Raw genomic sequence first — 12,722 nt, 5'->3', positions numbered from 1 at the left:
CAGTTCGCTCCCGTTTATACTACTAATACTTTTTGGCTTGTACCGGACGACTATATGTTGCGCGTGCCGTTCGGAAAGCCGATTCTCGTCGCGTAAAATGTACGGAATGCCTTAAAATGTGCTGGTTTTAAGGCATTCCGTTTTTTTATTTATTGATAAAGGCAATTATGAAAACAAAACTTAATGTTATAAAAAATAACAAAATTTAATAAGTAAACGGTTACAAAGAGAAATCAATATTGAAATCTGTTTGTTATGTGTTATATATTATTACATATAAAGTTATAAAAAATAACATTAAGGGGGAGAAGTGAATGGATGGCAAAATGCTAGCTGCAGGTCTTGACGCATTATGGGTAATGGTGAGCGCGGTGCTAGTAATCGGCATGCAGGCCGGGTTTGCTTTGCTGGAAGCAGGGTCGACGAGAATGAAAAATTCGGGGCATGTCGCTGGCAAACAGATTCTCAGCTTTGCGATCGCCTCGCTGGCGTTTTGGGCGTTTGGCTTCGCGATTACGTTTGGAGAGGGAAACCGCCTGATCGGCACGGATGGATGGTTTTTGCAAGGGGATGAAAAAACGTTTGCTTCGTTGTCATGGGCGAATGTTCCGCTAACATTGAAATTTTTATTTCAACTCGGCTTTGCCGGGGTATCGCTTGCGATCGCCTGGGGAGGATTTGCCGAGCGCGCCAAGTTATCGGTCTATTTTCTGTTTGGAACGATTTTTACGATTGCCATATATCCGGTCATTGGCCACTGGGTATGGGGTGGCGGATGGCTTGGCGAAATAGGCATGCAAGATTTTGCTGGCTCTACGGTCGTGCATTTGCAAGGGGCGATCGCCGCGCTAGTGGCGACAGTTTTGCTTGGACCGCGCATCGGCAAGTTTAATAAAGATAAAACGCCGAATGTTATTCCGGGGCACAACCAAGTGTATACCGTCATCGGCGGATTAATTTTATGGATCGGCTGGTTTGGCTTTAATGCAGGAAGCACAATGGCGGTAGGCGATGGCTTTTTCGGTTATGTAGCGTTAACGACGAATTTAGCGGCCGCGGCGGGAGCAGTTGCCGCGATTGTCACAGCGAAAATCATGGTTGGAAAAGCGGATATTCCAGCGATGGTCAACGGGGTGCTTGCCGCGCTTGTGGCGATTACAGCGGCGTGCGCTTTCGTCGAACCGTGGGCGGCGGTAGTAATCGGCGCGGCTGCCGGCTCATTGACATTTTGGACGTCGATTTATTTTGAGCGAAAAGGGATTGATGACCCGATTTACGCGTTTTCCGTGCACGGCATTGCCGGCATCATTGGTACGATTTCGACCGGATTTTTTGCTTCGCCGCGTTTAGTCGAAATAACAGGAATCGGCAAGGCTGGCCTTGTGTATGGCGGCGGATTTCATCAATTGATCGTGCAGACAGTCGGCGTGCTCGGCGCGGCGGTTTATGTAGCAGTAGTTTCCTTTGTCGTCTTGTTTGTATTGAAGAAAACGACTGGATTGCGCGTAACGGTGGAACAAGAAATTTCCGGATTGGATATTAGCGAACACGGTTCATACGGCTATCCGGAGCAGTTAGATCCTGCCTACCAGCCAAAGCCGATGGTGCAGCAGTAATTTTGTTTTACGGAGAACTTTCATGGAATCGTTATATGAATGGGTGAAGCAATTGGAAGAGGCACAAACGATCGGGGAGCTTCGTCTGTATCACGATGAGCTCGCCAGACAGCTGCGTTATTGGCTGCGCTGGGAGGAACTTGAAGCTATTTCTGAAATCGTCGCTGAGGCGCACGATGCGATGATGAGGCGGGTGTTTTGCCTGGCGGAAGAGGAAACATTGCGCGCGGCAGTCGGCGTCCGTCCGCGAAAATGGTGCTGGTATGTGATGGGAAGCATCGGGAGGAGGGAGCCTACAGTATGGACGGACCAAGATCATGGCATATTGTTTGCCTGCGCGGAGCAGGAAGAGAAACAATGTTATGAATTCATCCGCTATATGGCCGCTGTAGGAACGAATTATCTGCACGAAATTGGCTACCCGTATTGTTCCGGCTACGTAATGGCGACAAACAAACGGTGGGGGCAGTCGCTTCGCGATTGGGAGCAACAGATCAAGATGTATATAAGCGGCTGTCTCCCTAACGATATCCGCTTTTTGTTTATTGCGATGGATATGCGGCCGATTTATGGGGATAGCGAGCTGGTTACCGACAGCAGGCGAACGCTGTTTTGCTCGATGAACAAGGAGAGGCGGCTGCTGCGGCAAATCGGGGAGCATGTGATGTTTCCTGACGTCCCTTTAGGCTGGCTAGGCAACGTGCAAATAGAACGATGGGGGCCCCACAGCGGAGCGATTCATATGAAACATAGCGGCTATGTGCAAATCGTCAATGCGTTAAAGTGGCTAACGTGTGTTGCTAATATTTCCACAGCGACGACGTGGGAACGATGGCGCGAGATCACAAACAAGAAGCTGCTTCCTTTGTCGTTGGCGGAGGAAGTGAGGGAAGCGCTCTTGACGTATTACTACATTCGGCTAAAGTATGCAACAGAAGCGGCAAGCGAGCGGGACTATGTGCTATGGCGCACGCTGGAAGCAAACGAACAAAAACGGCTGAAAAAAGCGATGAAGACCGCCAAAAAGTTGCAGCGGCTTGTCTTGCGGCAGGCAGGTGGTATAAGTGAGTGAGCGGCATCGTTTTTGGCAGCGGGCGCTTCGCTTGCTGTCGCTAGAAATACCGCGCGAAGCATCGTCAGCCTTCCTGGACGGGGAGCATTCGCTGCAGCAGGAAATGTGGCTGCGGTCGCTGCGGAAAGAAAAACGGCAGCAAATCGATATGAACACTCCTTTAGAAGAAGTGTCCTTTATGATTATTGACATGGAAACGACAGGATTTTCTCCGCAGCAGGGCGACGAAATTTTGGCGATGGCGGCGGCAAAAACAATAAGCGGAATCGTAAAAGAGACATATTTTACGTTCGTTTGTCCGGAAAAAGCCATTCCGCCGCACATTTCGGCGCTGACGGGAATTCAAACGAAAGACGTATTGCATGCCCCGCGCCTAGACGAGGCGCTCCGTTCGTTTTTATCGTTTATTCATGGCGGAGTAATGATCGGTTATCACATTGGCCATGATTTATCGTTTCTCCGCCACTTTCTTTGGATGTATTACCGGACGAAATGGACCGTACGCTTTTTCGATATGCAACCGATAGTGGAAATGATTTTGCGCTGTTCGTGCCCTACGCTCGATGAGGCGCTGCGATATTATGGAATCCCCTGCGAAAAACGGCATACGGCTGACGGTGATGTGGAGGCGATGGCAAAGCTATGGAAGGTGTTATTCGAGGAATTAAAGCAACGCAACATCGAAACATTGCATGATTTGTACGCAGCGTTAAGTATACGGTAAAAAGGCTATCTCCGGCAAGAGGGAGATAGCCTTTCGCGTTATAATGGCTTCGTCGGCGTCGGTTCCGCATAGCCTGCTTTATATTTTTCATCGATCATTTGGCGAATTTCCTTGATGGATTTTCCTTGCTCATAGGCGGCGATGGATTCAGCGGCAATATCGAGGCAGACGCCGCATTTGGTTGCATGGTCATCCCAAACGACAGAGCCGTCTTTTCTCGTTTCATGAACGAAACAATCATAGTTATTTTTATGTCCGGCCGCTTCGCCGCAGCCGCAGTAGCAAGGAATATGCTCGAGCAAGTCTTTATGCTTGGCGGCTTGCTGATACAAAACAGCCATATCTTCTTCAAAATTGCTTAAAAAGGTTGGAAGATGGTCGATCGATTTTGTCGTTTCGCGGATATCCCCGGAATTGGTTGTATATGTCATGGAATGGTCATGCTTCGCTTTGCTTGTTTCGTCATCGGAGCAAGCGCCCATGATGATGCCAAATGAGAGCAGACACGCTGCCATGATGGCGGTTCGCTTCATGCCATCGTCATCCTTTCTATATAGGCTTGTATTTTGAATTTAACATAGTATCGTGGAAGCGACAACTTTTTTCCATCGACAGCGCTGTCGATGGAGGGTGCCTGCATAAAAAAGCTGCCCTGCGGAAGCAAGGCAGCTTTATTCCGTTTATTGTTGTTGCAAGAAATATTTTTCGATATCATCGAGCATTAAATGGGCAGCGAGCACACCGCCTGCCGTGTTCCAAATCGTGTCGCTCACTTTGTACACTTTTCCTTGTTTTGCAACGTTTAAGCTTTTAAAGAGCGGGTCGTTAATCCATTCTTTTTCTAGTTTGTTTGCTTCTCCGTCTCCTGTTTCATAGGTGAAGTAGAAGAGGATATCGCCGTCCATCGCTGGGATGCGTTCTTTCGTTACACCCGTTTCGGCAAAGTCATTGACATTTTGCGATTCCGGACGGGCAAACCCAAGCTGGTCTAAAATAACACCGGAGAACGAGTCTTTATGATAAATGCGGACATCGCCGGCCATAAAGCGAACAATGGATACTTTCATTTTCAATTTGTCGTCTAATTTTGTTTTTAATTCTTCGATACGCTTGTCATATTCGGCGATGACTTTTTTTCCTTTTTCTTCTTTATTCACTGCTTTGGCATAGAGCATAAAGTTATCTTTCCAGTTGCCGCGCAGCGTTTCCGAAAAAACAGTAGGAGCGATTTTGGATAGCTGCTCGTAAATTTTTTCATGGCGCAGTTTATTGCCGATAATTAAATCCGGTTTTAATGCGGCGATTGCTTCTAGGCTTGGTTCTGCTTCCGTTCCCAGCTCCTTGACGCCCTCCATTTTATCTTTAATGTGATCGTACCAAGGGTTGCCAGTCCATGATTTGACCGCGCCGACCGGTTTTATTCCCAGCGCTAGCAATGCTTCCGTTCCTTCATTCGTTAAAATGACGACACGTTTTGGAGTTCCTTTTATTTCCGTTGTGCCCATTGCGTGTTCAACGGTATAGCTTGCTTCTTTTTGTTTTTCATTTCCATTGGTTTTTGTCTCTGCTTCCTCGTTTTTGCCGCAACCAGCAAGAATGAAAAGAAGAGAGAGAGCAGCGGCGATGAGAAAAGAGAGTTTAAATTTGAACATTATGTATCCCCCTTTATTTTTGATAATGATTTTCATTTACAACAAAAATAATAAATGAAGACGATAATCATTGTCAATAAAAATGATGAGAAATGGTTGAAAATAAAATAAGAAACCATTGACATTGAAAGTCATTATCAAATAGACTTATCAATAGAGATAGATATATAAAGGGAGATTTACGATGTTAGCGACGAACCGGAAGAGATCGATTGGCTTGTTTATATTATGCTTGTTGTTGCTTACAAGCATTTGGATGAGCATCATTTACGGCTATACCGATACAAGTTGGAAAAATGCGATAGAGGCGTTCACGAACAATAACGGTTCGAATGTCCATATCATTATTGAAACAGTCCGTCTGCCGCGGGCGCTGATTGCTGCAGCGGTGGGGGCGAGTTTAGCGATGGCGGGGGCGCTCATGCAGGCATTGACGAAAAACCCGCTTGCATCGCCAGGAATTTTCGGCATTAATGCGGGTGCTAGCTTTTTTATCGTTCTATTTGTGACCTTTTTCCAAGTACATTCGCTGCAAATATTTACATGGCTAGCTTTTAGCGGTGCTGCACTGGCAGCGGCAACCGTGTTTATCATTAGCGCAGTCGGAAAAGACGGAGCAACCCCGTTGAAATTAACGCTTGCCGGCACGGCGGTCGCCGCCTTATTTGCTTCGTTAACACAAGGAATGTTGGCCGCGAATGAAAAGGCGTTGGAAGAAGTGTTATTTTGGCTGGCCGGTTCGGTAGCGGGACGGAAGCTGGAAATGTTAACAGCAGTTTTGCCATACATTATCGTTGGCTGGGCTGGATCGCTGCTGCTCGCGAAAAAAGTGAATATTTTAATGATGGGAGATGATGTGGCAAAAGGTTTAGGACAGCGCACGAATGCGGTGAAAGTAGGAACAGCGCTTCTTGTCGTATTGCTTGCCGGCAGTTCGGTCGCCGTTGCCGGACCGATCGGGTTTATCGGCATCATCGTTCCCCATATTGCGCGTGCGCTAGTTGGCGTGGATCATCGCTGGGTATTACCGTATTGTGCTTTGATTGGAGCGATTTTATTAATTGCGGCCGATATTGGGGCCCGCTATATTTTAATGCCGCGCGAAGTTCCGGTCGGAATCGTGACGGCGTTTCTTGGTGTTCCGTTTTTTGTTTATATTGCCCGTAGGGGGATTTTAGCGAAATGAAGAAGTATACATCGTTGCGAGTCGGGAAATCGATCTCGTTTTTAGTCGATAAAAAAGCGATAACGATTAGTTTGATATTATTCACTGTTAGCGTCGCCGTATTTCTTGTCAGCGCAGGCAGCGGCGAAATGTATATTTCCCCGTTGGAAGTAGCAAAAACGCTGTTTGGAAATGGTTCGGACATGAACGAAATCGTGATTTATACGTTTCGCTTGCCACGCATTCTTGTCGCATTGTTAGCGGGAATGTCGTTTGCCGTGGCAGGGGCGATCTTGCAAGGAATGATTCGCAATCCGCTCGCGTCACCGGACGTGCTCGGCATTACGGGCGGGGCCGCAGCGGTGGTCGTCACGTTTTTGACGTTGTTTAGCAACAAAAATCATTCCTTAACCATCAGTATCCATTGGCTGCCGCTCGGCGCGTTTGTTGGTGCGACGGTAACTGCCTTGCTCGTGTATGTGCTGGCTTGGAAAAACGGCATGGCGCCGCTAAGGCTTGTATTAATAGGGGTTGGAATATCGGCGCTTATGCAGGCATGCACGACGTTATTGATGATTACCGGACCGATTTACCGGGCGAGCCAGGCGAACGTCTGGATTACCGGAAGCGTCTACGGCGCTTCATGGAAGCATGTCACACTGCTTGCGCCATGGGCGTTGATTTTATTAGCAATCAGTTTTTTATCAGCGCGGAAGATGAACATTCAGGAATTAGGCGATGAATTGGCCATCGGCGCGGGGGCTTCCTTGCAAAAGCAACGTTTTTTTCTTCTATTATTAAGCACTGCCTTAACCGGAGGAGCGGTCGCTTTCGCAGGAGGCATTGGCTTTGTCGGGTTGATGGCGCCGCATATGGCAAGAAGGCTTGTCGGTTCCTCATTTGGAGCGCTTCTTCCTGTATCCGCGCTATTAGGAGCTATTTTCGTGATGGCCGCTGATCTTGCTGGACGCATGCTGTTTGCGCCTATGGAAATTCCAGCCGGGGTGTTTACAGCGGCAGTTGGGGCACCGTATTTTATTTACTTATTATATAAAAGCCGATAATAAAAGGGGTGGAAGAATATGAACGCCTTACAAGCAAAAGAGCTAACATTATCATATGGAAATACGATCATTATTGATGAGCTGGATTTAACGATTCCAAAAGGAGAAATTACTGTATTTATCGGGGGAAACGGCTGCGGGAAATCGACGTTATTGCGCGCTTTGGCACGGATTTTGAAGCCGGCGGGCGGTGCGGTTTTACTAGAAGGAAAAGAAATTGCGAAATTGCCGACAAAAGAGGTGGCGAAAAAGTTAGCGATTTTGCCGCAGTCGCCAACGGCGCCAGAAGGATTAACCGTGCTGCAGCTTGTTAAACAAGGTCGGTATCCGTATCAAACGTGGCTGAAACAATGGAGCGAAGAAGATGAAAAAGCGGTGCGACGCGCGCTGGAAGCGACGAGAATGACAGAATTAGCGGAGCGTCCGGTCGATTCGCTTTCAGGAGGACAGCGGCAGCGGGCGTGGATTGCGATGACGCTAGCGCAGGATACGGATATTATTTTATTGGACGAACCAACAACCTACTTGGATATGACGCACCAGATTGAAATTCTTGATTTATTGTTTGAGCTAAACGAGAAGGAAAAACGCACGATTGTCATGGTGCTTCACGACTTAAACTTAGCGTGCCGCTACGCTCACCATATTGTGGCGATTCGCGATAAAAAAATATATGCGCAAGGAAAACCAGAAGAAATCATTTCCTGCCAACTGGTGAAAGACGTGTTTCAAATGGATTGTCAAGTGACATATGATCCGTTATTTGGTACACCGCTTTGTATTCCATATGGAAAAGGAAGATGCATTCTACAGAAAGAAGGCGTTTCATCATGATTCTTTCCGCGGAGGAAAGAAAGGTATTAGAAACGTATCGGCTTTCAACCGTTCAAACAAACTCGCCGCTCTCGATTCGCTTGGATCGTTTGTTTGAGGATAGCGTGCTCATCGATTATGTAGCGAAAGTGCGTGACAGGCTTGGCGCTGCCAATGACGCTGTCGCGGCATCGATGTTGATCAAGCGATATAGCTTCCTTGTCGCGATGTCGCTTTATGCGATGTCCGTTTGGAATAAACGGCTTGTGTTGTCACCAGAGCGGATTTGGATGGAAACGGACGACCATGCTGCCATGTGGATGCCGACGTTCCGCTTTGAGAAGCTGGAGGCAGAAGTGTGCGCCTCCTGCCGCAGCCAATGGCGGGAAGAGACAGTACGCCGTCTGTTTGCCAAACATGTTTTTCCGCTTATTGCGAAGCTGCAAAAAACAACGAAAATATCTTCCTACATACTATGGGAGAATATCGCTGTTTACATTTATTGGATTTATGAAACGCTGCTGAACGATGAAGCTCTTGCCCATATTCATCCCCGGCTTCGCGATGATTTTCGTTTTCTCGTCTACGAAGCGGACGGGGAGTTATTTGGTACACCGCAGCAAAATCCGTTAAAACGGTTTTGGAAAGGAAATACGAGCGTGAAGCAGCGGACAACATGCTGCCTTTACTACCAAACAGAAGGAGGAACGCACTGCCAGACATGCCCGTGCATCGTCCGTGAGCGTCATTCGAAAACGAGTTGAAACAGCACCTATTTTGCGGTGTTGTTTCTTTTTTTTGCCAAAATTTTTGCGAAATTTGTTGATTTTTATCGATATTTTCGTGAAAATGGAAGTATAGAAGGAAGCTTTTCTGAAAAATGATTATGGCGAGGTAATTGTTGTATGACAAGCCAGTATGTTGCTTTTTTTCAACACTTCACCGAAGCGGTAGCCATTTTTAACCTAGAAGGGTCTATTTTATATAGGAATTCAATATTTCAAGAACTGTTTCCCTCCAATGAATGGGACCGAATGGCGTTTGCGCAAGTCATCGATCCAATGTTAGAAGCGGTCAAAAACGGTGAATCCGTCCATCCTATAGAACGGACGATAAAAATATCTGAGAATAATGTTATATTTGTGCGTGCTTCATTTTCCCCCATTGTCAATGAACAAGGGGAAGTCGATGCGGTTTTATGTGTATGCCGCGATGTGACGAAAGAAAAGAAACTCAAACAGATGTTGGAAGAAACGCAGCAACGCCTGCAACTAATTGTAGAACATTCTACCGATTACATTCTCATTTTTTCTAATCAGCGTGAGCTCGTATACATACCTTCTTTATGGAAGAAAAAAGAAATGGCAACCCCTCCTTATTCGTATGAAGATATTTTTCAGTTTGTCCATCCTGATGATTTGCCAATTATTAAGCAAAAGTTCGATGAGCTATATCATACATACAAGGCGCAAATCGCTGAATTTCGCAAGTGCGACCAGAGAGGAAACTGGATATGGATGGAAGCGCACGGAAAAGCGATTATGAACGAACAAAATGAACTTGATTATGTCATTGTAACGATCAAAAATATTGGCGAACGGAAGCGATACGAAGAAAAACTGCGCCAGCTCGCTTATTTTGATTCATTGACGGGAATTGCGAACCGCAGTTATTTTGAACGATACATAAAGCAGCTGATCGAAAGCCAAACCGCATTTGCCTTATGCTATTTAGACTTTGACAAGTTTAAATGGATCAATGATCATTTTTCCCACCAGGCGGGCGATTACTTTTTGCAAGAAGCGGTAAAGCGCGTGCAAAGCGTGCTCAGAGACGAAGACTTTTTTGCCCGTATTGGCGGGGACGAATTTGTCTTGTTGCTTCCTAATGTGACAAAAGAGGAAATGGCAAAACTTGCTGATAAATTGGTGAGTGCGTTTCATCAGCCGTTTTACTACGAAAAACAACTCATTCAGTCGACGCTGTCAATGGGAATCGCGTTTTTCCCAAAAGACAGCGACCGCATCGAGCAGGTGATGAAATATGCCGATCAAGCACTGTATAACGTCAAAGAGCGGGGAAGAAACGGTTATGAATTTTATCGTCCGCTCGCAAATCGGAAAGCGGTCATTGAACAAGATTTGCCGTTTGCGATTATGCGTGAGCAATTTTATTTATGCTACCAGCCGAAAATCAAGCTTGGCAGCGGTGCGGCAATGGGAGTGGAAACGCTGTTGCGCTGGAGCCATCCGTCGCTTGGCGAAATTCCGCCGCTGGAGTTTATTTCGCTGGCGGAAGAAAGCGGATTTATTTTTGAAATTACATTATGGGTGCTAGAGCATGCGTGCCGGCAAGTAAAAGAATGGCAGGCGAAATTTCCAGGATTGAAGTTAGCCGTTAACTTATCTCCATTTTTGTTAAACCGACCCGAATTGATTCATCATGTCAAGCATATTTTACATACGACAAATTTTGCCCCGGAACATTTAATTTTGGAAGTAACCGAAACTGGCTTAATGGAAAACATTGAAACGGGGAAACATATTTTAACAGAATTAAAAAAGATCGGCGTCCAAGTTGCTATCGACGATTTTGGCACCGGCTTTTCTTCGCTAGCATATATTCGCAACCTGCCGGTGTCATTGCTAAAAATTGACCGCAGCTTTATTCAAGGAATCGCCGAAAACTCGAAAGACGCGACGATTGTCGATACGATTATCCATTTGGCCAAAAGCCTAGACATTCAAGTGTTGGCGGAAGGAGTGGAAACTTATCCGCAAGTAGCGTTGTTAGAGCAAATGCACTGTGATTTTGCGCAAGGGTTTTACTTTAGCAAGTCATTGGAGGCAGAAAAATTGCAACAATGGCTCGAAGAATACAACCGATCAGTATGTAACCGTGACAATCCCTTCTAATGTCCATTATTAGAAGGGATTTCTTTTTATTTCCATTTGTTTTTTTCCGGAAATGCCACACACTAATAAGTAACCAACAGTGATGGGGGAATTGCATGATTCAGGAGTCATTACCGCTTGATCAACCGATGAAGGAGCAAATTCTTCGTTATTTATATGAGATCACGGCAGAAGCCGAGGCCATCCGTCACTCGTTAGTAACGGAAGAGTGCTGCATATTGTCGCGGCTAGAAGCGCTGCAAAAACTCATTTTAGATGTCCAAACGGCGGCGGCTTCGTTTTATTTGCAAGCATATTTATCTGAATATACACCGCATTATATCGACATATCTCTTGCTGCGAAGCATCTAGCGGAACGCCGTCATGGCGCGCTGATTATCGTTGAGAGGAACGACTCGCTCGATGGTTTATTGCATCACGGCATTCCGATCGGCGCGAAAGTTTCCCATATGCTGCTAGAAACGATTTTTTATCCAGGTAATCCGCTACATGACGGAGGGACGCTCATTCGTTACGACGAAATTGTCTCCGCGGGCAATATTTTACCGCTTGCGGAGCATGTGACGACGAGGAAAAAATTAGGTACCCGTCATCGCGCCGCTATCGGATTAACGGAACGAAGTGATGCGCTTGTCATCGTCGTTTCCGAAGAAACCGGCACCATTTCGTTTGCCATTAACGGACGATTATATGTATTGCGTCCATGAGAGGAGGAGAAAGATGGAATTTGCGCCAAGAAGCGTGATTATCAACGAGTTTATTGACACGTTGCAGCCGTTGATGGATGTTTATCAGTTGGACCAAGTTGGTATTTTCGAAGAAGAAGGAGAAGGGAACAAGTATTACATCGGCTATACGATCAACAAAGATGATGACATGATTGTCCTTCATATGCCATTTGTCAAAAATGAACGCGGTGAGCTGGCATTGGAAAAACAAGAATGGACGATACGAAAAGATGGGCGGGAACAAAAAGGATATCAATTTCTGCAAGAAGCGATGGACGAAATTACTGATAGACGATAACGAAGACGATTTATGCCACCCGGCAAGATCGTCTTTTTTCGTGAAGAAAAAAGGAAAACAAAGCGATCATCGAGAAGTAAAAATGGATGGCGCATGATGAAACAGAAAGGAAAGGAAGGCATGATTCAGGAAATAGACATAGAGGCAGGCGAATGGGCGGAGGCGGTGCTGCGCCTTCAATTGCGTTCTTACGCTGTCGAGGCGCAGCTGATCGGATTTGCGGACCTTCCGCCATTACAAGATACAGTCGCAACGTTACAGCAGTGCGGTGAACGGTTTTATGGATATATAAAGCAGGGACAACTGGCAGGAGCGATTTCCTATGAGCGGACAGAAAAGACCGTGCACATTTGCCGCTTGATGGTGGATCCTGACTTTTTTCGACAAGGGATCGCCAGCGCCCTGATCGAGTTTGTTTGTCATAAAGAACGAGATGCGAACGAAATCATCGTTACGACAGGAAGCGCGAATATACCTGCGCTTCGTCTATATGAACGTCACGGTTTCCGCGAAGTCGAACAAATGAAGATGCCAGAAGGGATTTTTATTACGAAACTCGTGAAACAGCTGGCATGAAGGGGAGGAGAATGCGGCAAATCATCTCGCTTGGGGGCGACAGATTTTCGATGGAGCCGGGAAATCCGCTGTTAGATTTGTATATTTTGAGACAATAGC

At 46.4% G+C, this 12,722-nt stretch carries 13 protein-coding genes and 1 pseudogene; 12 read left to right on the top strand and 2 right to left on the bottom strand.

The window, feature by feature from the left end; translation table 11 throughout:
- Nucleotides 1–314 precede the first annotated feature (314 nt).
- From AC1WMD_RS08090 to AC1WMD_RS08080, 3 genes are read left to right on the top strand one after another with little or no spacing between them, the layout of a single operon-like run.
- Nucleotides 315–1,616 carry an ammonium transporter gene (locus AC1WMD_RS08090; RefSeq protein ID WP_043905080.1) on the top strand — a complete coding sequence of 434 codons (1,302 nt, stop codon included), beginning with the start codon at nt 315–317 and terminating at the stop codon, nt 1,614–1,616.
- 22 nt (nt 1,617–1,638) lie between these two features.
- Nucleotides 1,639–2,688 carry a DUF294 nucleotidyltransferase-like domain-containing protein gene (locus AC1WMD_RS08085; RefSeq protein ID WP_494256622.1) on the top strand — a complete coding sequence of 350 codons (1,050 nt, stop codon included), beginning with the start codon at nt 1,639–1,641 and terminating at the stop codon, nt 2,686–2,688.
- Entirely contained in the window at nt 2,681–3,412 is a 732-nt protein-coding gene (locus AC1WMD_RS08080; RefSeq protein WP_043905078.1) for an exonuclease domain-containing protein, read from the top strand. The genes AC1WMD_RS08085 and AC1WMD_RS08080 overlap by 8 nt, the downstream gene beginning before the upstream one ends.
- Before the next feature lie 38 nt (nt 3,413–3,450).
- On the opposite strand, the gene AC1WMD_RS08075 is transcribed toward AC1WMD_RS08080, so the two are convergent.
- Both AC1WMD_RS08075 and AC1WMD_RS08070 read right to left on the bottom strand, forming a co-directional pair.
- The gene (locus AC1WMD_RS08075) at nt 3,451–3,945 is read right to left on the bottom strand and encodes a PCYCGC domain-containing protein (protein WP_043905077.1); all 495 of its coding nucleotides are present in this window, start codon (nt 3,943–3,945) and stop codon (nt 3,451–3,453) included.
- Between the two features lie 147 nt (nt 3,946–4,092).
- The gene (locus AC1WMD_RS08070; protein WP_043905076.1) at nt 4,093–5,064 is read right to left on the bottom strand and encodes an ABC transporter substrate-binding protein; all 972 of its coding nucleotides are present in this window, start codon (nt 5,062–5,064) and stop codon (nt 4,093–4,095) included.
- A gap of 184 nt (nt 5,065–5,248) precedes the next feature.
- Between AC1WMD_RS08070 and AC1WMD_RS08065 the strand changes: the two genes are divergently transcribed.
- The 9 genes and pseudogenes from AC1WMD_RS08065 to AC1WMD_RS08025 all read left to right on the top strand — a co-directional run.
- Entirely contained in the window at nt 5,249–6,250 is a 1,002-nt protein-coding gene (locus AC1WMD_RS08065) for a FecCD family ABC transporter permease (RefSeq protein WP_494256619.1), read from the top strand.
- Nucleotides 6,247–7,293, top strand: coding sequence for a FecCD family ABC transporter permease (locus AC1WMD_RS08060; RefSeq protein ID WP_494256617.1), 1,047 nt, complete (start codon nt 6,247–6,249; stop codon nt 7,291–7,293). Before AC1WMD_RS08065 ends, AC1WMD_RS08060 begins: the two co-directional genes overlap by 4 nt.
- 18 nt (nt 7,294–7,311) lie before the next feature.
- Nucleotides 7,312–8,127 (top strand): ABC transporter ATP-binding protein, encoded by an 816-nt coding sequence (locus AC1WMD_RS08055; protein ID WP_043905073.1) that lies wholly within the window; start codon nt 7,312–7,314, stop codon nt 8,125–8,127.
- Nucleotides 8,124–8,870, top strand: coding sequence for an IucA/IucC family C-terminal-domain containing protein (locus tag AC1WMD_RS08050; protein WP_494256615.1), 747 nt, complete (start codon nt 8,124–8,126; stop codon nt 8,868–8,870). Before AC1WMD_RS08055 ends, AC1WMD_RS08050 begins: the two co-directional genes overlap by 4 nt.
- A gap of 141 nt (nt 8,871–9,011) precedes the next feature.
- Complete coding sequence (locus tag AC1WMD_RS08045) at nt 9,012–11,021, top strand: putative bifunctional diguanylate cyclase/phosphodiesterase (RefSeq protein ID WP_494256613.1); 2,010 nt, start codon at nt 9,012–9,014, stop codon at nt 11,019–11,021.
- 95 nt (nt 11,022–11,116) lie between these two features.
- Nucleotides 11,117–11,728 carry a sporulation-specific diadenylate cyclase CdaS gene (gene cdaS, locus AC1WMD_RS08040; RefSeq protein ID WP_494256611.1) on the top strand — a complete coding sequence of 204 codons (612 nt, stop codon included), beginning with the start codon at nt 11,117–11,119 and terminating at the stop codon, nt 11,726–11,728.
- A 13-nt stretch (nt 11,729–11,741) separates the two neighbouring features.
- Nucleotides 11,742–12,047 carry a DUF5634 family protein gene (locus tag AC1WMD_RS08035; protein ID WP_043905069.1) on the top strand — a complete coding sequence of 102 codons (306 nt, stop codon included), beginning with the start codon at nt 11,742–11,744 and terminating at the stop codon, nt 12,045–12,047.
- Nucleotides 12,048–12,140: 93 nt separating this feature from the next.
- Nucleotides 12,141–12,623 carry a GNAT family N-acetyltransferase gene (locus AC1WMD_RS08030; protein WP_494256609.1) on the top strand — a complete coding sequence of 161 codons (483 nt, stop codon included), beginning with the start codon at nt 12,141–12,143 and terminating at the stop codon, nt 12,621–12,623.
- An 11-nt stretch (nt 12,624–12,634) separates the two neighbouring features.
- Nucleotides 12,635–12,718, top strand: a pseudogene (locus AC1WMD_RS08025) (peptidase E); the annotation flags it as partial.
- Between the last annotated feature and the right edge of the window lie 4 nt (nt 12,719–12,722).

This window comes from Parageobacillus sp. NEAU-HV-2, from assembly GCF_059115485.1.
This window is presented reverse-complemented; position numbering and strand designations above follow the sequence as displayed.

Bases quoted from the DNA above. Each gene is read 5' to 3' on its own strand.
- AC1WMD_RS08085 (WP_494256622.1), top strand. From the start codon at position 1,639: ATGGAATCGTTATATGAATGGGTGAAGCAATTGGAAGAGGCACAAACG.
- AC1WMD_RS08030 (WP_494256609.1), top strand. From the start codon at position 12,141: ATGATGAAACAGAAAGGAAAGGAAGGCATGATTCAGGAAATAGACATA.
- AC1WMD_RS08060 (WP_494256617.1), top strand. From the start codon at position 6,247: ATGAAGAAGTATACATCGTTGCGAGTCGGGAAATCGATCTCGTTTTTA.
- AC1WMD_RS08070 (WP_043905076.1), bottom strand. From the start codon at position 5,064: ATGTTCAAATTTAAACTCTCTTTTCTCATCGCCGCTGCTCTCTCTCTT.
- AC1WMD_RS08045 (WP_494256613.1), top strand. From the start codon at position 9,012: ATGACAAGCCAGTATGTTGCTTTTTTTCAACACTTCACCGAAGCGGTA.
- AC1WMD_RS08065 (WP_494256619.1), top strand. From the start codon at position 5,249: ATGTTAGCGACGAACCGGAAGAGATCGATTGGCTTGTTTATATTATGC.
- AC1WMD_RS08055 (WP_043905073.1), top strand. From the start codon at position 7,312: ATGAACGCCTTACAAGCAAAAGAGCTAACATTATCATATGGAAATACG.
- cdaS (WP_494256611.1), top strand. From the start codon at position 11,117: ATGATTCAGGAGTCATTACCGCTTGATCAACCGATGAAGGAGCAAATT.
- AC1WMD_RS08035 (WP_043905069.1), top strand. From the start codon at position 11,742: ATGGAATTTGCGCCAAGAAGCGTGATTATCAACGAGTTTATTGACACG.
- AC1WMD_RS08050 (WP_494256615.1), top strand. From the start codon at position 8,124: ATGATTCTTTCCGCGGAGGAAAGAAAGGTATTAGAAACGTATCGGCTT.
- AC1WMD_RS08075 (WP_043905077.1), bottom strand. From the start codon at position 3,945: ATGAAGCGAACCGCCATCATGGCAGCGTGTCTGCTCTCATTTGGCATC.
- AC1WMD_RS08090 (WP_043905080.1), top strand. From the start codon at position 315: ATGGATGGCAAAATGCTAGCTGCAGGTCTTGACGCATTATGGGTAATG.